General features: G+C 62.2%; 22 protein-coding genes and 1 riboswitch. Of the genes, 17 read left to right on the forward strand and 5 right to left on the reverse strand.

What is annotated here, in order from left to right; all coding sequences use genetic code 11:
• Positions 1–164 precede the first annotated feature (164 nt).
• The 15 genes from Q0877_RS15870 (at position 165) to Q0877_RS15940 (ending at position 15,226) form a co-directional block, all read left to right on the forward strand.
• Positions 165–755, forward strand: coding sequence for a hypothetical protein (locus Q0877_RS15870; RefSeq protein WP_299169626.1), 591 nt, complete (start codon positions 165–167; stop codon positions 753–755).
• Positions 756–966: 211 nt separating this feature from the next.
• Complete coding sequence (locus tag Q0877_RS15875; RefSeq protein WP_299169629.1) at positions 967–1,941, forward strand: BTAD domain-containing putative transcriptional regulator; 975 nt, start codon at positions 967–969, stop codon at positions 1,939–1,941.
• A 256-nt stretch (positions 1,942–2,197) separates the two neighbouring features.
• Positions 2,198–4,243 carry an S-layer homology domain-containing protein gene (locus Q0877_RS15880; RefSeq protein WP_367182187.1) on the forward strand — a complete coding sequence of 682 codons (2,046 nt, stop codon included), beginning with the start codon at positions 2,198–2,200 and terminating at the stop codon, positions 4,241–4,243.
• 172 nt (positions 4,244–4,415) lie between these two features.
• Positions 4,416–4,790: a metalloregulator ArsR/SmtB family transcription factor gene (locus Q0877_RS15885; protein WP_299169633.1), complete on the forward strand. Its 375-nt coding sequence runs from the start codon at positions 4,416–4,418 to the stop codon at positions 4,788–4,790.
• Positions 4,787–6,751, forward strand: a complete 1,965-nt coding sequence (locus Q0877_RS15890; RefSeq protein WP_299169636.1) for a cation-translocating P-type ATPase — start codon at positions 4,787–4,789, stop codon at positions 6,749–6,751. Before Q0877_RS15885 ends, Q0877_RS15890 begins: the two co-directional genes overlap by 4 nt.
• On the forward strand, positions 6,748–7,356 hold the full coding sequence (lspA, locus tag Q0877_RS15895; RefSeq protein WP_299169639.1) for a signal peptidase II: 609 nt from the start codon (positions 6,748–6,750) through the stop codon (positions 7,354–7,356). Before Q0877_RS15890 ends, lspA begins: the two co-directional genes overlap by 4 nt.
• A gap of 260 nt (positions 7,357–7,616) precedes the next feature.
• Positions 7,617–9,188, forward strand: coding sequence for a cytochrome c biogenesis protein ResB (locus Q0877_RS15900; protein ID WP_367182188.1), 1,572 nt, complete (start codon positions 7,617–7,619; stop codon positions 9,186–9,188).
• The gene (ccsB, locus tag Q0877_RS15905; RefSeq protein WP_299169643.1) at positions 9,185–10,231 is read left to right on the forward strand and encodes a c-type cytochrome biogenesis protein CcsB; all 1,047 of its coding nucleotides are present in this window, start codon (positions 9,185–9,187) and stop codon (positions 10,229–10,231) included. The genes Q0877_RS15900 and ccsB overlap by 4 nt, the downstream gene beginning before the upstream one ends.
• Before the next feature lie 89 nt (positions 10,232–10,320).
• Positions 10,321–10,896: a TlpA disulfide reductase family protein gene (locus Q0877_RS15910; RefSeq protein ID WP_299169671.1), complete on the forward strand. Its 576-nt coding sequence runs from the start codon at positions 10,321–10,323 to the stop codon at positions 10,894–10,896.
• Positions 10,897–10,925: 29 nt separating this feature from the next.
• Positions 10,926–11,681 carry a cytochrome c biogenesis CcdA family protein gene (locus Q0877_RS15915; RefSeq protein ID WP_299169674.1) on the forward strand — a complete coding sequence of 252 codons (756 nt, stop codon included), beginning with the start codon at positions 10,926–10,928 and terminating at the stop codon, positions 11,679–11,681.
• 228 nt (positions 11,682–11,909) lie between these two features.
• Positions 11,910–12,452: a vitamin K epoxide reductase family protein gene (locus Q0877_RS15920; protein WP_299169677.1), complete on the forward strand. Its 543-nt coding sequence runs from the start codon at positions 11,910–11,912 to the stop codon at positions 12,450–12,452.
• Between the two features lie 103 nt (positions 12,453–12,555).
• Positions 12,556–12,867: a hypothetical protein gene (locus tag Q0877_RS15925; RefSeq protein ID WP_299169645.1), complete on the forward strand. Its 312-nt coding sequence runs from the start codon at positions 12,556–12,558 to the stop codon at positions 12,865–12,867.
• A 12-nt stretch (positions 12,868–12,879) separates the two neighbouring features.
• Entirely contained in the window at positions 12,880–13,593 is a 714-nt protein-coding gene (locus tag Q0877_RS15930; protein WP_299169647.1) for a hypothetical protein, read from the forward strand.
• 43 nt (positions 13,594–13,636) lie between these two features.
• Positions 13,637–13,939: a hypothetical protein gene (locus Q0877_RS15935; protein ID WP_299169649.1), complete on the forward strand. Its 303-nt coding sequence runs from the start codon at positions 13,637–13,639 to the stop codon at positions 13,937–13,939.
• 36 nt (positions 13,940–13,975) lie between these two features.
• Positions 13,976–15,226, forward strand: coding sequence for an Nramp family divalent metal transporter (locus Q0877_RS15940; RefSeq protein WP_299169651.1), 1,251 nt, complete (start codon positions 13,976–13,978; stop codon positions 15,224–15,226).
• Between the two features lie 6 nt (positions 15,227–15,232).
• Here Q0877_RS15940 and Q0877_RS15945 read toward each other — a convergent pair whose 3' ends face one another.
• Positions 15,233–15,922, reverse strand: coding sequence for a thioredoxin domain-containing protein (locus Q0877_RS15945; RefSeq protein WP_299169653.1), 690 nt, complete (start codon positions 15,920–15,922; stop codon positions 15,233–15,235).
• A gap of 58 nt (positions 15,923–15,980) precedes the next feature.
• A complete protein-coding gene (locus Q0877_RS15950; protein WP_299169655.1) occupies positions 15,981–16,895 on the reverse strand; it encodes a cation diffusion facilitator family transporter in 915 nt (304 codons plus the stop codon).
• 54 nt (positions 16,896–16,949) lie between these two features.
• On the opposite strand from Q0877_RS15950, the gene Q0877_RS15955 reads away from it, so the two are divergent.
• Both Q0877_RS15955 and Q0877_RS15960 read left to right on the forward strand, forming a co-directional pair.
• Positions 16,950–17,279: a helix-turn-helix transcriptional regulator gene (locus Q0877_RS15955; RefSeq protein WP_299169657.1), complete on the forward strand. Its 330-nt coding sequence runs from the start codon at positions 16,950–16,952 to the stop codon at positions 17,277–17,279.
• Positions 17,272–18,246 carry a cytochrome c oxidase assembly protein gene (locus tag Q0877_RS15960; RefSeq protein WP_299169660.1) on the forward strand — a complete coding sequence of 325 codons (975 nt, stop codon included), beginning with the start codon at positions 17,272–17,274 and terminating at the stop codon, positions 18,244–18,246. The genes Q0877_RS15955 and Q0877_RS15960 overlap by 8 nt, the downstream gene beginning before the upstream one ends.
• A gap of 78 nt (positions 18,247–18,324) precedes the next feature.
• Here the strand turns inward: Q0877_RS15960 and Q0877_RS15965 are convergent, their stop codons facing one another.
• The 3 genes from Q0877_RS15965 to Q0877_RS15975 all read right to left on the reverse strand — a co-directional run.
• Positions 18,325–18,951, reverse strand: a complete 627-nt coding sequence (locus tag Q0877_RS15965) for a copper resistance CopC family protein (protein ID WP_299169663.1) — start codon at positions 18,949–18,951, stop codon at positions 18,325–18,327.
• A 113-nt stretch (positions 18,952–19,064) separates the two neighbouring features.
• Positions 19,065–19,901, reverse strand: coding sequence for a M23 family metallopeptidase (locus Q0877_RS15970; RefSeq protein WP_299169666.1), 837 nt, complete (start codon positions 19,899–19,901; stop codon positions 19,065–19,067).
• Between the two features lie 3 nt (positions 19,902–19,904).
• A riboswitch (cyclic di-AMP (ydaO/yuaA leader) is annotated at positions 19,905–20,093 on the reverse strand.
• Between the two features lie 152 nt (positions 20,094–20,245).
• Positions 20,246–20,525 (reverse strand): S-layer homology domain-containing protein (locus Q0877_RS15975; protein ID WP_299169668.1); only part of this gene is annotated, 280 nt, incomplete at its 5' end.

Here is a 20,525-nt window from a genome sequence, read left to right on the forward strand (position 1 = left end):
GTAAGCGTTCATGCTTTTTCCTGCCCCTCATAAACAGTGGAAGACTGCCACGTTCTGCGGCCGTCCCCACCGAGCATCCCGGGAGCAACTTGAAAAAACCTTGAAACTTGTGACAGGCACCTGCTCAAAGGTTTTCGTATGGTGCACCACCCACCATGGCGACCATGGCATCTTCAGACACCCGCACCCAGTCAACCGCGCTGACAGACCGCGTCGCCGACTCCGGTTCTTCGGACACGTCCGCCGTTACTGCGCAAACCATTTCGCGCCGTCGCACGCGCTTGCTCGTCCCTCTCCTGCTGATCGCAGCTCTCACGGGAGGACTGCTTTTTGTTTTCACAGCCGGCAAGGAAGAGCCGGCAACGATGCTGGGAGCGGCCGGCGCCGTCGATGGCGGCCTGGCACGCATCAACGGCATCATTCCCCTTGAAACGGACGGTTGGTCACCGCCGGTTTCGGTGACCGAGCTAGAGCGCCCGGTCACCGAGGGTGCACACCGGGTCCGGGTCCTACTTGAGCTGACGGCCATCGAAGCTCAGGGAGTTGAGTTCGAGGCCGAGGGCTACGTGCTTGACGGTCTCGGCACGGGTAGCCCTGGAGTTCTCTGGTCCTCCCCCGTAAGTGAGAACGCGGCCCAGGGCGGAACGATCAACGCGACACTGGTTTTCGAAATCCCGAACCGGGCACTCGCCCTCGTCCTTGAGGGGCCGGATGGGTTGCGGTTGTCCCTCGGCACGGAACACCACACTTCCTGAAGCAGGGACGCCGAGAGCCAACTACTCGGTCTTCAGCGAGTACTACTTACGCACTACCCGAAACGGTACTCACCTCCCAGGTGAGTACCGTTTCCGCGTGATCTGCCCGTGATCCGGGAAATATTCAGGTAGTTCCTACTCAAGCCGACACCATGTGGCAATCCCTACCTTGGAGGCATCAACACCCGCTCAGAAGTATGAGGTCTCCATCATGTTGAAGTCAGATTCCTACCCCACCCCGGCATCCAGCGCCCCGGTCCCCGTCCAGACCCCGGCAAACGTACTGTCCGTGAAAGTCATCGGGAGCTTGCAGATAGTCCGCGACGGGGTGACTCTCAGCGCGAAGGATCTTGGTGGCCCGAAGCCCCGGCAGATCCTCGAAATCCTGCTCATCAATCTCGGTAACCCGGTGTCGAAGGACAAGCTCATCAGCCTGCTGTGGAACGGTAACCCCCCGGCTGAAGCGCTCCCGACTCTCGAAAGCTACGTCAGCGTCCTGCGCCGCAACGTGCAGCCCGGCGCAGGCAAGAACGGAGTACTGCGCACCACCACCGGTGGTTACGTCATCGACCGCACGCTGGTGGATGTGGATCTCGCCCGGTTCGAGCGCTCGGTACGCCTTGCCCATCAATGTGAACCGATTGAAGGCTTGAAGCTGATGCAGGAGGCGCTTGCGTTCGCGGACGCACCGCTCCTCGGTGACGAGCTGCTTCCCGGCTGGGCTGAAGAAGAGCGCGACTTGCACGCTGCCAGGGTCACCGAGGCCAAGCTGTTCGCCGCTGACATCGCGACGACTGTCGGCGCATACGACCTGGCCATCACCTGGGCCAACCAGATCACGGCGCAGGATCCACTCAACGAACGGGCGTGGACCTCGCTCATCCTCGCGCTGGAGGCTTCCGGCCGCCACACCGAGGGCCTGCAGAGCTACGAGCGCTGCCGCCGGGCAATGCACCGTGAACTGGGCTGCTCCCCGGGGCCGGCGCTGAAGGCGGCGCATGCAAGGCTCCTGCAGGCGACGGCGGACAGCGAGGGAGAGCTGTCCGATGTGCTGTCCGCCCTGCTGATTCTGCACAGTCAGCTCTGCAGGACGGAGCCCAGCGCGGTACCAAGCGCAGGGAAAGCTCTGCACGACGCCGGCAACGTTCTGAATTCCTTCCTGCGCCGCGCGATGGCGGCAGCGTAGACAGACGGCAGCAGCACCACTAGCACCACATTCATGAGGCGGAATTGCAGGGTTTCCATAACCATGCCCAGCAATTCTGAAAGTACAGCAAGTAATTAAGGAGAAGATCATGTCAGTTTCGAGACGCCAAGTGCTGCTGTTCGGCGGTCTGGGTGTGCTGGGGGCCGGAACACTATCACTGCCGACGCGATCAATCGCGGCGAAATCGGCCAGTGCGTTGCCGGAAGAGCAGATGCCGGTGCCATACCGTACACGCTTGACTCAGGCCCCTTTCCTGGAGCCTTATGCCGTTGGAATGGACCCGGCTGACGGAGAAACGATCAACTACTACGCAGTCACGCAGGTCGCCGCGACTGCATCCATGTTGCCCAATAGGAATATGCTGACTCAGATTTTGGGCTACAACGGCATTTTTCCCGGCCCGACGATCAGCGTCGAGCGCGGAACGAAAGCAGTTCTGCGGGTACGAAACCAGATGCCGGCGACCCATCCGCGCGCGGGACACGCCTTATATTCTTCGACACACTTGCACGGATCTGCGTCGCTGCCGCAGTTCGATGGCTATGCAAATGACCTTACTTTCACCGGCTTCGTGAAGGACTACCAGTACCCTAATAATCAACCTGCGCGGACCCTCTGGTATCACGACCACGCCGTTCACAACACCGCGCCGAATGTCTACTCCGGCCTGGTCGCGCAGTACCACATGCACGACGAGATCGAACGCACGCTGCTGCCCCAGGGCAAATACGATGTGGCGTTAACCATCAGCGATGCAATGTTCGCCGAAAACGGGGAACTCGGCTACGACGACAACGACCACTCAGGCCTATATGGCGATGTCATCCTCGTCAACGGTCAACCGTGGCCTGTACTGCAGGTTGAACGACGAATCTATCGGTTCCGCGTTCTGAACGGTTGCCTATCCCGCTCCTTCCGATTCCGTTTGAGCACCGGGGAACCAGTTGTGATGGTTGCCACCGACGGAGGCTTGATGCCATACGCGCAAACGGTTGAACAGTGGCGCCATGCCAGCGCGGAGCGTTACGAGATCCTCGTCGATTTCCGGAATTACCAGCCCGGTCAGCGAATCGAACTTGTGAACCTGTCAAATGACAACAACGTCGACTACGACCACACCAACAAGGTAATGGCCTTCGACGTCGTCGATTCGCCCGTGGACACCAAGGATTCAACCTGGAACACCATTCCCTACGAGCTCGACCCCGGTAACGAGATCATGGCTTTGAAAGCGGAAGACGCGGTGACGCGGCGGCACTTCCGACTTAAGCGCGACGATGTCACCAACGTGTGGAGCATAGATGGACAGAGTTGGGGCGATGTTATCGCCAGCAACTATCAGAAAGTCATAGCCAATCCCGAGCTGAACAGCACAGAGATCTGGGAGCTTGAAAATTCATCCGGTGGCTGGTTCCATCCAATGCACATTCATCTGGTGGATTTCAAGATCATCGGTGGTGAGGACCGGGCAACCTACGCCTACGAGCAGGGCCCCAAAGACGTCGTCTACGTCGGGGAAGGTGAGACGGTGCGATTGCTGATGAAGTTCGGCCCGCACCGCGGCCGCTACATGGTGCATTGCCACAATCTCCCGCATGAGGACCATGACATGATGGTCCAGTTCCGCGTCGGCGCAGCTGAACTGGAACCCGCTGAGATTGATCCCAATCTAGCCGCGCCCTGTTACTGGGACGACGGGACAGTTCCGCCTTCATACCCGCCGGCCCCCGAGTTCAAGGACGTTCCGCCTGGTACCCAGTTCCGCAAGGAAATCGGCTGGCTGGCCGTCAACGGCATTACCACCGGCTGGCCGGACCAGACGTTCCGTCCGCTGGCGCCGGTATCGCGCGAAGCAATGGCAGCGTTTCTGTACCGGCTTTGCGGCAAGCCTGAACACGAGGTCGAGAACACGTTCAAGGACGTGCCAGCAAGCAATCCCTTCCGCCTCGAGATCAGCTGGCTTGCCGAGGAGGAAATCACTACCGGTTACGACGACGGCACCTACCGGCCGCTGGGATCAGTGTCCCGTGAGGCCATGGCTGCGTTCCTTTACCGGATTGCCGGTGAACCGGATGTTGAGTCTGCAGCCGTGTTCCTGGATGTCTTGCCCGGTCACCAGTTCTACCGAGAGATCAGCTGGCTGGCATCAACCGGCATCACCACCGGTTACCCTGACGGCACTTTCCGGCCCGGCGCAGCAGTAGCACGCGACGCGATCGCTGCCTTCCTCTACCGGTACTCCCAGAAGTTCGGACGCCCCAACCGCGAGGACCTCGACTGAGGTCGCAGAAGGATGGGAAAAGGGGGAGCTCCAGTTGCCTGGCGTTCCCCCTTCTGGAATTGGACCCCGGTTTGCGCTTCGGCGAACTGCTCTTCCATCTCTTAAGTCTCGGCCTGCTGGGCCAAGACAAAACCGGGCCATAAATATCCGATCTTGTTGCTATTATCGGATTATGACGATACTGACTTCCTGTGAAAGCGCGGCTCGGCTGGATCCAGCGGTGGCATTGTTTCATTCGCTGAGCGATCCAACTCGGCTGGCCATCGTGAAGGCCATGGCGGGTGGTGAGACGCGCGTAGGTGACTTGACCGGGCTACTGGGTCTGGCGCAATCGACGGTCTCCGCGCACATGGCGTGTCTACGTGATTGCGGCCTGGTCACGGGCCGGGCCGAAGGCCGCAGCGTCTACTATTCCCTGGCGAGGCCCGAACTGATGGATTTGTTGTCCCAGGCCGAAGTCCTGCTCGCGGCAACGGGTAGCGCCGTCAGCCTGTGCCCGGTGTACGGCAACGCGGCATCGAACCCGGTGAAGGCGGAAGCAAGATGAGCGACGCGTGCTGCGGTCCGAACGAGAACGGACCCGAGACAAAAGAGCTGGCCGGACAAGAGCAGGAGCCGGAGAAGTTTTGGCAGGTAGCCGAAATCCGTCTGGCCCTGATTGCAGGCGTTCTGCTCCTGGCAGGGTGGTTGGCGGACGCCCGCGGGGTCCAAGGATGGCTCCCGCCTCTTTTGGAAGCGGCTGCACTGCTGCTGGCCGCGTGGACCTTCGTCCCGTCGACACTTCGCCGATTGCTCAAGGGCAAGATCGGAGTGGGCACCCTCATGACCATCGCAGCCATAGGCGCGCTGCTGCTGGGCCAACTGGCCGAAGCGGCCGCACTCGCGTTCCTGTATGCGATCGCCGAAGGCTTGGAGGAATACTCGGTGGCCCGGGCCCGCCGCGGCCTTCGCGCACTGCTGGCTCTGGCGCCGAAGGAAGCTCGCGTACTGCGTTCAGGCGTGGAAGTCACGGTGGCCCCGGCGGATCTGGTGCCGGGGGACCTGATGGTCGTCCGTCCCGGTGAGCGTATCGCCACCGACGGGACCATCCGGGTTGGTCGCACGGCTCTGGATACCTCCGCGTTGACGGGTGAATCAGTCCCCGTCGAAGCCGAACCCGGTGATGACGTGTTCGCCGGGTCGATCAACGGGTCCGGGCCACTGGAAGTCCTTGTCACCTCCACGGCAGAGAATAATTCCCTGGCGCGGATCGTACACATCGTCGAGGCCGAGCAGTCCCGGAAGGGCACTAGCCAGAGACTGGCTGACAGGATAGCCGGCAAGCTTGTGCCGGGCATCCTGATCGCTGCAGCGCTGATCATAGTTTTCGGATTCATGGTCGGCGAGCCGCTGTTATGGTTCGAACGCGCCCTGGTGGTCTTGGTGGCCGCCTCACCCTGCGCGTTGGCCATTTCAGTTCCCGTGACGGTTGTTGCCTCCGTCGGGGCCGCCAGCAGGATCGGTGTATTGATCAAGGGCGGCGCCGCAGTGGAAACTCTGGGCAAGATCCGCATCATCGCGTTGGACAAGACCGGCACCTTGACCCGGAACAATCCAGCAGTCGTGGAAGTCACCGCTACTACCTTGGGAGGTGAGGACCACGTCCTGGCGGTGGCTGCGGCTCTTGAGGCCCGCAGCGAACACCCCTTGGCCCGGGCCATCCTCGCCGCCACCGGTGTGCCGGCGGAAGCAGCCGATGTCGTCTCCGTTCCCGGGGCAGGCATCCGGGGCACATTGAACGGGTTACCAGTGCGGCTGGGCCGGCCCGACTGGATCGGCCCCGGCGTCCTGCACGTGGCGGTGGAACGGATGCAACGGGCCGGGGCCACCGCCGTGCTCATTGAGGAGGACGGCGCACTCATCGGTGCTATCGCGGTCCGGGACGAACTGCGCCCCGAGGCTCGTGACGTGATTGATCGGCTCTCCACGGCCGGCTACGACACGGTGATGCTCACCGGAGACAACGCCATCACCGCTCACGCGCTGGCAGCCGAAGCCGGCATCACCACGGTGCATGCCGATCTCCGGCCGGAGGACAAAGCACAAAGCGTCCGGGCGCTGCAGGCACGCCGACCCGTCGCCATGGTCGGAGACGGGATCAACGACGCCCCTGCTTTGGCCACAGCGGATATCGGCATCGCCATGGGTGCCATGGGCACGGACGTGGCCATCGAAACGGCGGACATCGCGCTCATGGGAGAGGACCTCAACCACTTGCCCAAGGTGCTTAGTCACGCCCGGCGCACCCGTCGCATCATGCTGCAGAACGTAGGAATGTCGCTGCTGCTCATCGTCGTGCTGATCCCGCTGGCCCTCTTCGGAGTGCTCGGGCTCGCTGCCGTGGTACTGATCCACGAACTGGCCGAAGTCCTCGTCATCGGCAACGGTTTGCGCGCCGGTCGTGTCACCCGGACGTCACCGGCCCGCACCATTTCCCCGGCCCGGGATACTGCGGGGCTCACCGCATGAGCTGCAGCGCCAGCTCGACCCGCAGAGGACGCCTCCAGAAGCTCGGTGCGCCTGGTGTCTGGCTGGGTGTAGCCGCCTTATTCGCAGCCATGGACCTTGCGGTGAAGACTCTGGTGGAAGCCCGCCTGGAGGAAGGGCAGTCCGTCGATCTCGGGGTGCTCGACATTCAGCTCGGTTACAACACCGGCGTCGCGTTCAGTATTGGTTCCGGCCTGCCGCCCTGGGTGGTCGTTGTACTCACGGGCGCAATCACGGCTGCAGTGGCAGGTTATGTCTGGCGACAGGCATCCAAGCCCAACCAGCGGTTGTCTCTGTTGGGGCTGAGCGCTGTCTTGGGCGGTGCCGCGGGAAACTTCATCGACCGCCTCGATGGTGCCGGAGTGGTCGACTACTTCCATACGGGTTGGTTTCCAACCTTCAATGTCGCCGACGTACTCATCACCGTTGGCACAATAGTCCTCGCCATCGCCGCGGTGATGGCTGATTCCCAAGAGTCGGAGCACGAGGACGTCGGCGAAAATGATCAGGATCCGAAGAACCATCCATCCGTCAGCAAACCATCCGAACAGGTCTCGACACCGAGTTCTACACAATGTAGAAATTAGGATAAGATTTCATCTGGATCGGCAGGAGAATTAGTTGTGCTACACATGAATCTGGCTGGGGGTCACGCTCGGCAGAGCGGCGGACTGTCCTTAAGGGGCCGGTTCAAGCCCACCTATAACTCTCCGGACATGACTCGGACCGCGTCGACGAGGTCGATCGCACGCAACTCTTGGACCAGTGTCGTCATTAGTGCGGTGACCAGCTGATGGCACCTGATTCGCAAACCGAAACACAACCAGGTTCCCTCAATGCAACGGAAATGCTCCAGTGGGCATGGCGCCAGTTGACGAGTATGCGGACCGCGGTGCAGCTGCTGCTACTGCTCGCCGTCGCGGCTGTGCCCGGCTCGCTGTTCCCGCAACGCCGCGCGAACCCCGCCGTGGTCACTCAGTATCTGGAAGACAACCCCGACATCGGGCCCTGGATGGACCGGTTTCAGCTGTTCGATGTCTATTCTTCCGCGTGGTTCTCGGCGATCTATCTGCTTCTGTTCATCTCGCTGATCGGATGTGTAATTCCCCGAGCCGGAGTGTACTGGAAACACATGCGTGCCCGCCCCCCACGCACCCCCCGCCGGCTCTCCCGGATGCCAGAACATGGAACCCTATCCCTACCGGCGCAAACCGCGATGACGCCTGCGTCGGCTGTCGAAGATGCCTCGGGCCTCCTGCGTCGACGGGGTTACCGAGTCCAGGTTCAGGACGAGGACACCGACACCCCTTCGGTGGCTGCGGAACGGGGATACTTGAAAGAAGCGGGCAATCTGCTCTTTCACGTGTCCCTGATTGGGGTGCTCATCTCGGTGGCGGTGGGCGGGCTGTTCGGGTACCGGGGCCAGAAACTGATCATCGAAGGCGAGAGTTTCACCAATACGGAGATCAGCTACGACTTCTTTTTTCCGGGCACCAACTACGATACGGATTGGCTGGCTCCCTTTTCCCTGACCCTGAATGATTTCGACGTATCGTTTGACCGCAGTGAGACCAACTACGGTAATCCGGTAGATTTCACCGCAGCCATGACCACCCGCGAGAACCCGGAGGCCGCGGACCGGATCGAGACGTTGCGGGTGAACGAGCCCATTGGGTTCGGTGGGACGAACGTGTACCTCATCGGAAACGGGTACGCCCCGATGATCACGGTACGGGACGGGAATGGAAACATCGCCCTACAGGGGCCGGTGCCGGCATTGCCACAGGACCCCACCTACAACTCGAGCATCGTCATCAAGGCCCCGGACGCACAACCGGACCAGCTCGGATTTGTGGGATTCTTCCTGCCTACGGCGGTCGTGGACGACAATGGTGTGGCGTTCGGCTCTGACCCCGACCCGTTCAACCCGCAACTGAATCTGAACTCCTACTACGGGGACCTCGGGCTCGATGACGGCACCCCCGTCAACGTCTACCAGCTCGACACAACCTCCCTGACCCAGCTAAACGGCCGCAACACCCCCGATGGCGGCATAACCCTGGGCGCCTACCAGACGTATGACCTCCCAGAGGGCAAAGGGTCGATCACCTTCGACGGCCTGAAACGCTACGTTGCATTAGACATTGTCTATGACCCCGGAAAGACCGGGGCGCTGATCTCCACGTCACTGGCCCTGACCGGTCTGATTCTCACCCTGACTATCAGCCGCCGACGGGTATGGGTCCGAGCCAGCACCCACGACGACGGCCGCACGCTCATCGAATACGGTCTCCTGGCCCGCGGAAAAGACCAGGGCCTCTCCAAGGAAGCCCTAAGCATCGGAGCGGCCCTCGCCGCCCAGTGGTCCAATACGCTTCATCCCGCCAATCAGCCACAGCAGGAAGGTAGTAAACAGTGACACCGGTGAACCCGCTACTCGGGGACTACAGCGAGCTGTTCATGCTGCTCGCCGCCCTGACCTACACCATTGCTTTCCTTGCCTTCACGATTGACCTCATGCGAGCGAAAACCATTCCGCCCGAACCGGCGGACGTGGAGGAATCCTCCGAACAGTCCAACCGGTCCCGCCTTCCTGCACAAGTGGGCGCGGGAGTTGAATGGTCCCACAGCGGCACCAGCCCCAGAGGCGGAAGCCAAGGAAACGCCGGCACCGGTGCGGCGGGGAGCAGCGGCATGGGATACGAACCGCTGCGCCGGCCCGCCGCCCGGATCGGGGTGGCGGTCAGCGCCATAGGGCTGCTGATCCACCTCACCGGTGTCCTCACGCGCGGTATCGCGGCCGGCCGGGTGCCCTGGGGAAACATGTATGAATTTGTGACCACCGGCGCCCTGATGGTCATGGCCGTCTTTTTGATCTGCCTGATTTTCCGGGACTTGCGCTTCCTCGGCACACTCATCACCGGGCTGGTGCTGGTCATGCTGATGGCCGGTGCCATCGCCTATCCCACCCCGGTCGCACAGCTCATACCCGCACTGCAAAGCTACTGGCTCATCATCCATGTCTCCATTGCCGTCCTCGCATCGGCGATTTTCACCTTGACCTTCTGCCTCTCGGTTCTGCAACTGATCAAAACCCGGCAAGAACGCGCTGGACGGCCTTCTTCCTCTGGTGTGATGCGTCTGATTCCTTCCGCGAAGGCTCTGGACCAACTGGCGTACCGGCTCAACGGCATCGGGTTCATCTTCTGGACCTTCACGCTCATGGCCGGCGCAATCTGGGCTGAGGCCGCCTGGGGCCGGTACTGGGGCTGGGACACTAAAGAAGTCTGGACCTTCGTCATCTGGGTCCTCTACGCCGGTTACCTCCACGCCAGGGCCACTCGCGGATGGGAGGGTAGTAGGGCCGCGTGGCTATCCATCACAGGGTACCTCTGCGTGGTCTTCAACTTCACCATCGTCAACATGTACTTTGCCGGACTCCACTCATATTCGGGACTGTGATGCGCGCACAAACTCGCGCCGCGCACGCGCGCCGGGAAAAGGAACCTACCGTGCCACATCGATTCCCTCCAAGGTCCGCCGGAACGCCTCTGAAATCGCTGGCGGCCGGCCTGACCCTGATCGTGGGTCTGTCCGGATGCGCGACCAGTGATGCCCTGGCCGAGCAGGCAAACGCCGGGGACAACAAGAACTATATTGCCGGCGACGGGTCAGTGACCGAGTATGCCCCGGAGTCCCGGAGCGAACCGGTTGATCTGAGGGGCACTACCTACGACGGGACCGTTGTGGACTCGGCGGACTTCACGGGCCAGGTGACCGTGTTGAACATCTGGTACGCGGCGTGCGCACCGTGCCGGGTTGAGGCGCCGGACCTGCAGGCGTTGTCCGAGAAGCACCAGCAGTCCGGGGTGCAGTTCATCGGCGTGAACATCCGTGACGGGGCCGCGACCGCTGCGGCGTTCGAACGCACGTTCGGAATCACCTATCCGAGCATCGATGACACCGACGGGGCTGTGTTGCTGGCGATGACCGAATATGTGCCGCCGCAGGCGGTGCCCAGCACACTGATCCTGGATCGACAGGGCAGGGTGGCCGGACGGATCATCGGGCTGGCGGAGAAAAGCACCTTAAACGCGCTGATCACCGATGCGGTCGCCGAACAGTGACCGTTCCGACCGCGACCCTTCCGACGGCGGTGGGGAATCCTTTCGCCGAAACCATCCTTAGCGGGTCCCTGCTGCTGGCTATTCCGGTTGCGGTACTGGCCGGGTTGGTGTCCTTCGCGTCCCCGTGCGTGCTGCCACTGGTTCCCGGTTACCTGGGGTACGTTACCGGGCTCACTGGTGTGGACTTGGAGAAACAGAAGCGTGGGCGCATGTTCGCCGGAATCGCGCTGTTCGTTCTGGGTTTCTCCTTGGTGTTCATGGCGGTCGGCGCAATTTTCGGTCAACTCGGGGCGTGGCTGCAAAGCTCCGAGCAGGCCTGGATCACCCAGCTCCTTGGCCTGGTAGTCATCCTGATGGGTGTGGTGTTCCTGGGCGGGCTGTCTTGGTTCCAGCGTGATGCCAAACTCCAGGCGAAGCCGCCGGCCGGGTTATGGGGAGCTCCCCTTCTGGGCATCACATTTGGGCTGGGATGGGCGCCGTGCATCGGGCCTACCCTTTCAGCTGTTCAGCTGCTGGCTTTCAGCGACGGAGCCGGGGCCGCCAAGGGGGCGTTACTGACGTTCTTCTATTGCCTCGGGCTCGGTGTGCCGTTCCTCCTCATAGCCCTCGGCGCACGCCGCGGCATGGGAGCCCTGGGATTCTTCCGCCAGCACCGGGTCACCTTGCAGCGCACCGGCGGGGCCATCCTGATCTTGCTGGGTCTACTCATGGTTACCGGCCTCTGGGGGATTTGGGTCGCCCAATTACAGGACTGGTTCGCCAACGACATCAGGATGCCGATCTGATGCAGGGGTTTCACACTCGTCCTGGCCGTGGGTCCCCCACCTGCGGCCGGGAACTCCTCGTCACGGTTTATCTGGGCTAGCCCAGATAAACCATATGACCAAGCCCTCATCTACTGATTCGGAAGACACCCCGTGAGCCAGCACCTCCCCCTCTCCTCGCCCAAGCTTCACGACCGCAGGGACGCCAGCACGGCGCGTTTCGCCCGGCACAGCCCCTTCGCGCTCCTACTGCTGATCACAGGCTCGGTGGGATGGGTCGCATCGACGATCCTCGTTCTGGAACGGCTCGCCGCCTATGAGGATCCCGGTCATGTCACCAGCTGCGACGTCAACCCCTGGGTTTCCTGTGGGCAGGTGTTCAAGACCTGGCAGGCATCGATATTCGGATTTCCGAACCCGCTGATCGGGGTCGTCGCATTCGCCATCGTCATCACCACCGCCATGGCGCTGCTGGCTGGAGCACGGCTCGGCCGCTGGTACTGGATCGGGTTGCAGGCCGGTGTCACCGCCGGCTTCGCGTTTGTGGTGTGGCTGTGGAGCCAGGCCCTGTTCGACATCTACATCCTCTGCATCTACTGCATGATCGTCTGGGCCATGATGATCCCCCTGTTCATCCTGCTCACCATCCGCAATCTGGTCCACGGGATCATTAGAGCTCCCTCAGCCGTTGTGCAGTTTGTCTCCGGCTGGGTCTGGACCATCGTTGCGCTGATCTGGGTGGCGACCGCAGCCTCTGTGTTCTTCCGGTTCCTACCCGTCTTCATCCGATGAACGAGCACGCTCCATCGACCGGATGACCTCTTTGGTCGTGCCGGGCCCTCGCGGGTCCGCCGCATCCTCCAACCAACCTTCTAGAACCGCCGGAAGAGCACTCATGAATAAACGGAACATACAAGCAAACCGGGACCGCCGGGCCCGGCTCCAGGCTTTCCAGGCACAGCAAGAGGCCACTGACCGGCGCAGAAACGTTGCGGTGTACGGCACGGTGCTCCTGCTGGTTGCCGGCATTGCAGCGGCCGTGACTTTCGTCATCGTCGACGAAATCCGCCAGGACACGGCACTTCGAACCCAGCTGGCCGTCGACGACGCGGAGGATCCTCCTTCAGAAACCTTCCTGGCCAAATACATACAGGGACCGCAGACCCCCGAAGCGGGCGCTCCCTGTACCGGCGGTGTCGATGCGTAGCAGGTGCAGGTGATGCGCATCGAACTCCAATACACTGACGGCTGCCCGGCGGCACAACCGTTGCGGGAAACAGCCGAGCAGGTCCTGGAGAACCTCGCCCCGCACGAACACATCGTGTTCACCAGGGTTCCCACAGCCGAGGGTGCCTCCAAGGGGATCTTCCCTGGCAGCCCGATGCTTTTGATCGATGGACGGGAAGTCGGGCGGAGTGATACTGGACAGGTATATATGTCGGACTTGGGCCTTCCCGACCCGACGGTTCCGCAGGAGCCGGAGATCAGGGCAGCGCTCGGTCAGGCGGCGTTCAACTCACCGGTCCGCCTGCCCCTGCGTCACCGCCGGACAGTGCTCATTGCCTCGCTGCTGATCCTGTTCGGTGCACTGCTGGGTCAGCTCGCTGCGTGGGGGGCAGTCGTGACCCTGGCCGCGCTGGCCCTGCTGGCCGTCGGTTTTGCCAGCAACGGTCGCAGGAAGGGCGCCCAACCCTACATGTGGGCGGCCGGCTTCGCCGCGCTCTCCTGGCTGCTGGCGACGGCCGCAATCTGGTGGGAGGTCTTTTTCGGCTATTCATTACGACTGGGGGCGACGGCTGGGCTGCTGTTCCGGGTGGGTTTCATCTCGGCCCTGGTTACCGTGCTCAGCGTCATCGCCGGCACAGTGGCTCGGCACCGGCTACGACAACAGCTGCGACAAGACCCGGCTGACCAAGACCAGAATCAAACATGACAACGCCCCTCATATGCCGACACAGCACGAAGGAAGAACCATCATGTTATTGACCGCCTCAGTGTTTGCGCTGGTACCAGCACCGGATGAGGGCCAGCTGCGGCCTGGTCTGGATCCCAGCGAGGTCACTCCCGGCCTGCTGGGATTCCTTATGACCTTGTTCATGGTGATCGCCGTGATCCTCCTGATGCGCTCCATGGTGGGCCGCGTCCGCAGGGTCCGGTACCGCGCGCAGGCCGAAGAACAGCAGCGCACCTACACCGACGATGCCTCAACGCCTGCGGCGCTCGGCGCCGCGCACACTTCTGCTACTCAGCCCCGCGCAGAATCCGGGCCCGACAGCTGAAGCAGGTTTCGGTATGCCATGAAGTAATATTTAGGCATGCCGAAACCTTTCCTTCGCGGCCGTGAACGTCGAGCCTTCCCGCTGCGGGGTGTGCTCCTGCTAGGGCCAGCGTTTGTGGCGTCGGTGGCTTACGTTGATCCCGGGAACGTAGCGGCGAACCTGACCGCCGGCGCACGGTACGGGTATCTGCTGGTGTGGGTGTTGGTTGCCGCGAACCTGATGGCGGTTCTGATCCAGTACCAGTCCGCGAAGCTGGGGTTGGTCACCGGCCGATCGCTGCCAGAGCTGATCGGAGGCAGGCTCCCCGCGGGCCGCCGCCGGGCGTTCTGGGTTCAGGCCGAAGTGGTTGCCGCCGCCACGGATGTGGCGGAGGTGATCGGCGGGGCGTTGGCGCTGAACCTGCTCTTCGGCACGCCGCTGGTCCTGGGCGGCATCATCATGGGAGCGGCGTCCATGCTGCTGCTGGCCCTGCAGTCCCGGAATCGGCAGCACCTGTTCGAACGTACGGTACTGGTTCTCCTGGCTGTCATTGCCGCCGGATTTACCGCCGGGTTCGTTGCGAATCCGCCGGCTCCAGGTCTTGCGGTGGCCGGGCTGGTGCCCCGGTTGGAAGGAGCGGACACTGTCCTGCTGGCCGCGAGTATGCTGGGCGCAACCGTGATGCCGCACGCTATCTACCTGCACTCGGCGCTCTCGGTGCACCGCCATGGGGCCGGACACGCGCCGTCGCATCTGCGGCGGCTGATCCGTGCCGCGCGGGTCGATGTCGTTGCGGCCTTGGCTTTGGCCGGTACGGTCAATATCGCCATGCTGCTCGCTGCCGCCAGCAGCCTACGAGGGGTAGATGGAACGGACTCCATTGAGGGAGCGTACGCGGCGATCGGGCAGAACTTAGGTCCTATCGTGGCGGCCGCTTTCGCCGTTGGGCTACTCGCCTCCGGGCTAGCCTCAACGTCGGTGGGCTGTTATGCCGGGGCGGTCATCATGGAGGGTTTGCTTAGAGTACGCGTCAGCCTGTGGGTGCGCAGGGCCGTCACCCTGCTGCCGGCCCTGGTCATTCTCGGCGGCGGTGTCGAGCCGACCATGGCGCTGGTAATCAGCCAGGTGGTGCTGAGCATGGGTATACCGTTTGCGTTGGTCCCATTGGTGGGTGCATCGGCAGATCGCCGACTGATGGGCGAGCATGTCAACTCCAGGGCGTTGAGTTTTTGCACTTATGTCAGTGCGGGCCTGATCATCGCCTTGAATGTGGCCTTACTGGTGTTGACGTTCACCGGCGCCGGCTGAAGGGTTTTATTGTTCGTCGGAGATACTGTCGGCAATCAGGGCACGGAACTCCTCCAGAGTGGCCGCTTCCACCAGCTCACCATCAAGGAAGAAGGTCGGTGTTCCGGCGACCTGCAGGGCTGTTCCGTCCGCAACGTCGCGCTCGATGCGTGCCTGGGTCTGCGGGTCCGCTACCGCCGCGTCGAAAGCGGCCATGTCCAGACCGAGCTCCTGCGCGAAACCCCGGAACACGTCGGCCTTGGACTCACTGGCCTCACCCCACGCCTCCTGGGTTTCATACATTCTGTCCAGCATCGGCACGAACTGTCGCTGCTGCGCGGCTGCTTCGACAGCCAGCGCCGCGTTCATCGAATTGATATGTCCGGGAAGCGGGAAATAGCGGGCAACGATGGTGAGGTTCTGATCGTATTCTTCCTTCAACTCATCGACGAAGGGTTTCGCGGCCCGGCACGCCTCGCACTCGAAGTCCAGGAACTCGACCAGGACCGCTTTCTCCTGCGGGGCTTGGGAGATGATCCGGCTGTCCTCGCGCACCACCTGGGCGCCTCCTTCGGATGTCAGGGTCTCCTGCTCATCTGCCCTGACGAGGTTTGCTATCACGATGGTGAGAACCATCGCTAGGACGGCGACGGCAATCACAATCCACACGGTGCGTTGCGCCCGGGAGGTGCGTGGCTTCATGGAGGTAGAACTCATCGGGTAGGGGTTTCCTTACTGGCTAGATCTGCGAATCAGGCTGGCTGGAGTGTGCTGGTCAGTGCGCTAGATGGTGTTCGTGGTCGCGGTGCTCGGCCGGTTCGATCTGGAACGTCGAGTGTTCAATACCAATCCTAAAATGCGTGGAGATGCACTCCTGCAACCGGTCCAGTACCTCATGTGTTCCACCTGTGGCAACGACCTCATCGGTGAGGACGACGTGCGCGGTCAGGACGGGCAGTCCGGTGGCGATCTGGGTAACGTGCAGGTCGTGTACCTCCACGACACCCGGCATAGCCAGGATGTGTTCGCGGATCCGGGCTGGCTCGATGCCCGGCGGGGTGCCCTCCAGCAGCACGTGCACTGTCTCCCTGAGGAGCTTGATCGTGCGTGGCAGGATCAGCGCCCCGATCAGCATTGCAACGATCGCATCGGCCCGGACCCAGCCGGTGAGGGTGATGATCACCGCGGCGACGATCACCGCAACTGAGCCCAACGCGTCATTGAGGACCTCCAGGAACGCCGCCCGCAGGTTGAAGTTGGCCGATCTGCTCCGGGACAACACGAACAACGCGGCGATGTTGCCGGCCAGCCCGATCACCCCGAAAATCACCATCTGCTCCGAGGCGACCTCGGTGGGGGTGATCAGCCGCTGGATTCCCTCGATCAGGACATAGGTTCCCACCGCCATCAGGATCCCGGCCTGAGCCATCGCGGCCACGACCTCGGCCCTCCGAAACCCCCAGGACCGCTTCACCGTCGCCGGGCGCAACGCCAGTGTGGCTGCCGTTAGTGCCATCGCCAGTCCACCGGCGTCGGTAAGGACGTGTGCGGAGTCAAAGAGCAGCGCCAGGCTACCGGTTATCCATGCCCCGAAGATTTGAAACACGAAAACGCTCAGCGTAATTGCCAGCGCTATCGCTATCGGCCGTCGATGCGTTTCAGCAGCTGCCGCGGGTTCATGGGTGTGCATACCTAAAATGATACAGGAGAGGCTGAACTCAGGGTCGGGTGTACATTAGAGGCCATGGAATCGCTGACAACCGGGCAGGTGCTGGCCAAGTTCGGATACGCCCTTTCCGACCCCACCAGGGCACGGATCCTGCTGGCGCTGCGGTCCGGACCGAACTATCCAGCCGCCCTGGCAGACATCCTCGATGTTTCGCGCCAAAGCATGTCAAACCATCTGACGTGCCTGCGCGGCTGCGGCCTGGTGGTCTCCACACCGGAGGGCCGTAAAGCCCGCTACGAACTCGCCGATCCCCGCCTGGCCCACGCGCTCGGTGACCTGCTCGAAGTGGTCCTGGTCACCGACGCCACGCTGTGCCATGACCAGCGGACCATAGCCGGTGGATGATCCGGTAGTGGAGGGCCCGGTATGGATCCCCACCGCCCCTCCCTCACTCGAAACCTTTCTCGCTCCCACACTTCAGCCCATCCCGCTGATTCCTGCCATCGCCGTACTGATGGCGCTGCTTTACTTGGCCGGAGCGCTTCGCCTCTGGTCCACCCGCCGAAGGTGGCCCGTATGGCGGGCCCTCACCTTTCTCTCCGGATGCCTGATCATTGCGGTGGTCATGGGCGCGGGCATCGAAGGATATGGGCTGCGCATGTTCTCCGTATTCATGTTCCAGCAGTTGACGCTGATGATGGCGGTACCGCCTCTGTTGATTCTCGGACGGCCTGGCACCTTGCTGCTGCGGGCTACCCCGCACTGGGGTCCAGGACGGCTTGTCCTCCGAATGGCGCACGCCGGATTACGCTCACCGATCAGCCGGCTAGCATTACACCCCGGGTTTATGATCCCGTTGTTTCTAATCAGTTTCTACGGGGTCTACCTCAGCAACCTGGCTGATCAGCTACTTCCTACCTGGTATGGCCATGTGGGCCTTGAGGTACTCTTCCTGGCCGCCGGGATCCTGTTCACCATCCCGCTGATTTCCACCGACCCGCTTCCTGTCCGACAAACCCATTTCGGGCGGTTCGTCGACATTTTCGCCGAAATGCCACTACACGCGTTTTTCGGGGTCATCATCATGATGGCAACCACGCCGGTTGTCGGCTTCTTTTCAACCCTTCCGGCCTCCTGGGAGGTGGATCCCATGACGGATCAAGGCATCGCCGGCGGGTTGGCCTGGTCCTACGGTGAGCTGCCGTCCGTGCTCATCCTGTTGTTCATCCTGCGGCGCTGGCAACGCGACGACTCAAGACAAGCAGCCGCCGCGGACCGGCACGCCGTACTGAACGGGACACCGGAGCTGGATGCCTACAACGCCTACATTTCACGGCTCAACGACCGTGCAGCCCGTGCCCATCGAAGCTGAGAGGCTTCCATGATCGTTCTCCATCACCGCCGGTGCTGCGTGCGCCCTGGTCTCCGTCTTGGAGTGATCAGCACCGTCCTACTCCGTACCGTTCTCACGTGCATCTGCTTTGACGGCTTGGCGGTGTCCAACCACGAACGCTGCGCCGCCTCCGACCACGATGACCGCGATCACAATCAGCAGCAACCAATTGACGCTTCCGGGACTTCCGGTTTCCTCGGATACCGGTTCGGCAACCGGGTCATCCAGGCTCGAAGTCGGAGCAACAGCTTCGGGGGCCACCGACGGCTCTTCACTTTCAGTACCCTGCGCGCTCGGAGCGGATGCGGCGGTACCCTCAGCCGGCATCGTACTGGCCGGTTCGTAGGTGAAATCGAAAACGCCCTCAATCGGGTGACCGTCGGAGGAAACGGTTCGCCACGCCACGCTATACACGCCCGGCGCTTCCATAGCGGTCGGGGCCGACATGACGTTCGCCTCCAAAGTGACGGGCGTTGCTTCCACCGGGGTCCCGTCGGGCCCGGTGACTTGGATCCGACTCAGTTCCAGCCCGGAGGATTCCAAGGGCGTCTCGGAGAGCGTGATGGTGATGGCCTCCGGAGCGGTATCGATGAGAGCTCCTTCAGTCGGCGCGGTGCCAATTAAGGAGTCATGCGCCGTGGCCGCGGGCGCTCCGATGAACCCCATCATCAAGGCGGCGAGCATTCCCAGGAACACCCTTCGGAGGCCTCGTGCTCGAGGACGACAGGAATGTGAGGAATGGGCTGGATGGGGGCTGATCATGATTCTCCTTCGTGCGCAGCAGACGGTCAGAACGATCAGAACCACTGGATGGGATCAACCACTGTGTCGTTCATCATGACCTCGAAGTGGAGGTGACACCCAGTGGAATTTCCTGTCGTACCCGCGTTCCCGATCAGCTCGCCCTGGGACACCACCTGCCCGGCGCTGACCGCGATGACCGACAAATGGTTATAGGTGGTTTTTAGCCCGTTGCCATGATCTACGACGATCCGATTTCCTCCCCCGTAGGGGCTCCAACCGGCTTCGACCACCTCACCGCCTTGGGCGGAGAAAACCTCGGTGGCACAGGAGGCGACCAGGTCAAGTCCAGTATGCACCTCCCCGGCACCGGTCAACGGGCTGGTACGGTACCCGAAACTCGATGTCGTGGCCATAGAAGCGAGCGGGGCGGTGAAACGTACTCCGACAACCGGATCATTGGGCTCCTCGATAACGGGATCTGCCGCTTCCGCGGTGGGAGCTTCCACAGAGGGTTCACCCGTTTTGTACTCTACCGAGCCCGCGGCCGACAGTGAGCGATCACCAACTTCCGCATCTGAACCGGGCACAGCCGCGACGACGCTCCGGGGAAACGCGACTTCCGCCTCGGGATCAGCCGTAATCTTCTCAGATGGTGCGTTCCCGGTTGAGATCGGCAGTTCGATGCTGCCGCTTCCCTGCGCGGGGAACATTACGCCGCTGAGCAACCCGACTGCACCCAGCGCTATCGCTGCAGGTTTGATCCAGTTCCCACGGAATCCAGCGACTGGCGCTGCCGCGCGCCGCCGCCCCTGCCGTGGCCGCTCCGCTGCCCGGCGGCCATGAGGCACTGGTTCCGCACGGCGACGGCCGACGGCCTTGTGTGATGACACGAAAATTCCTTTCCGAACGCCGCTGAAGTTAGCTGTCGGATTCGGGCAAGGAATCAGCCCGGCCGGCCAATGCACACACTGGACGGCTTCACCCCAAGACGACACAATGGCCGCCAAAAGAAGTGGGTCCTCCACCCCTGCCGGTATACGAACGATGGCTGGCTTTCCGGCAGGGTTAGGCGTCGAGACCAGCGTCACCAATTCATTTCGGCGACTGGGCCACTCTACAGGGACGGATGTATAGTTACAATTTCGTGACCTACTGAGAGTGGGACTTGGCTCGTCTCACCAAACGTCCAACCAAAACTGGTCAACGTCTTACAGAAGGGATTATGCGCACTCTCTCAGGTCGCGGTGAAGTTGCTGAAGCGGTACATGAAGGCGGCCATTGCGTCCCGGTTGACGGCCTGCACGGGACGGAACTTTCCGTCGTCGTAACCGGTAGTGATCTTGGTGGAGGCCAGCCAGGTGATCTCCTTGAAGAACTGCCCGCCCGCTGCAACGTCCGGGAAGGGCGAAATCTTCGGAGCAGTAAACTCAGGCTTATCGGCGAACCGGTACATGAACGCCGCCATCGCATCACGGTTCACCGGCTGGAGCGGCCGGAACGTCTTGTCGTCGTAG

This window comes from uncultured Arthrobacter sp., from assembly GCF_947495145.1.
GTDB lineage: Bacteria > Actinomycetota > Actinomycetes > Actinomycetales > Micrococcaceae > Arthrobacter_D.

Coding starts and splice junctions, on each gene's coding strand:
- Q0877_RS15885 (WP_299169633.1), top strand. CDS start 4,416: ATGACGATACTGACTTCCTGTGAAAGCGCGGCTCGGCTGGATCCAGCG.
- Q0877_RS15925 (WP_299169645.1), top strand. CDS start 12,556: ATGAATAAACGGAACATACAAGCAAACCGGGACCGCCGGGCCCGGCTC.
- Q0877_RS15930 (WP_299169647.1), top strand. CDS start 12,880: ATGCGCATCGAACTCCAATACACTGACGGCTGCCCGGCGGCACAACCG.
- Q0877_RS15940 (WP_299169651.1), top strand. CDS start 13,976: ATGCCGAAACCTTTCCTTCGCGGCCGTGAACGTCGAGCCTTCCCGCTG.
- Q0877_RS15890 (WP_299169636.1), top strand. CDS start 4,787: ATGAGCGACGCGTGCTGCGGTCCGAACGAGAACGGACCCGAGACAAAA.
- Q0877_RS15870 (WP_299169626.1), top strand. CDS start 165: ATGGCATCTTCAGACACCCGCACCCAGTCAACCGCGCTGACAGACCGC.
- Q0877_RS15950 (WP_299169655.1), bottom strand. CDS start 16,895: ATGCACACCCATGAACCCGCGGCAGCTGCTGAAACGCATCGACGGCCG.
- Q0877_RS15955 (WP_299169657.1), top strand. CDS start 16,950: ATGGAATCGCTGACAACCGGGCAGGTGCTGGCCAAGTTCGGATACGCC.
- Q0877_RS15935 (WP_299169649.1), top strand. CDS start 13,637: ATGTTATTGACCGCCTCAGTGTTTGCGCTGGTACCAGCACCGGATGAG.
- lspA (WP_299169639.1), top strand. CDS start 6,748: ATGAGCTGCAGCGCCAGCTCGACCCGCAGAGGACGCCTCCAGAAGCTC.
- Q0877_RS15900 (WP_367182188.1), top strand. CDS start 7,617: ATGCTCCAGTGGGCATGGCGCCAGTTGACGAGTATGCGGACCGCGGTG.
- Q0877_RS15945 (WP_299169653.1), bottom strand. CDS start 15,922: ATGAGTTCTACCTCCATGAAGCCACGCACCTCCCGGGCGCAACGCACC.
- Q0877_RS15965 (WP_299169663.1), bottom strand. CDS start 18,951: ATGCTCGCCGCCTTGATGATGGGGTTCATCGGAGCGCCCGCGGCCACG.
- Q0877_RS15875 (WP_299169629.1), top strand. CDS start 967: ATGTTGAAGTCAGATTCCTACCCCACCCCGGCATCCAGCGCCCCGGTC.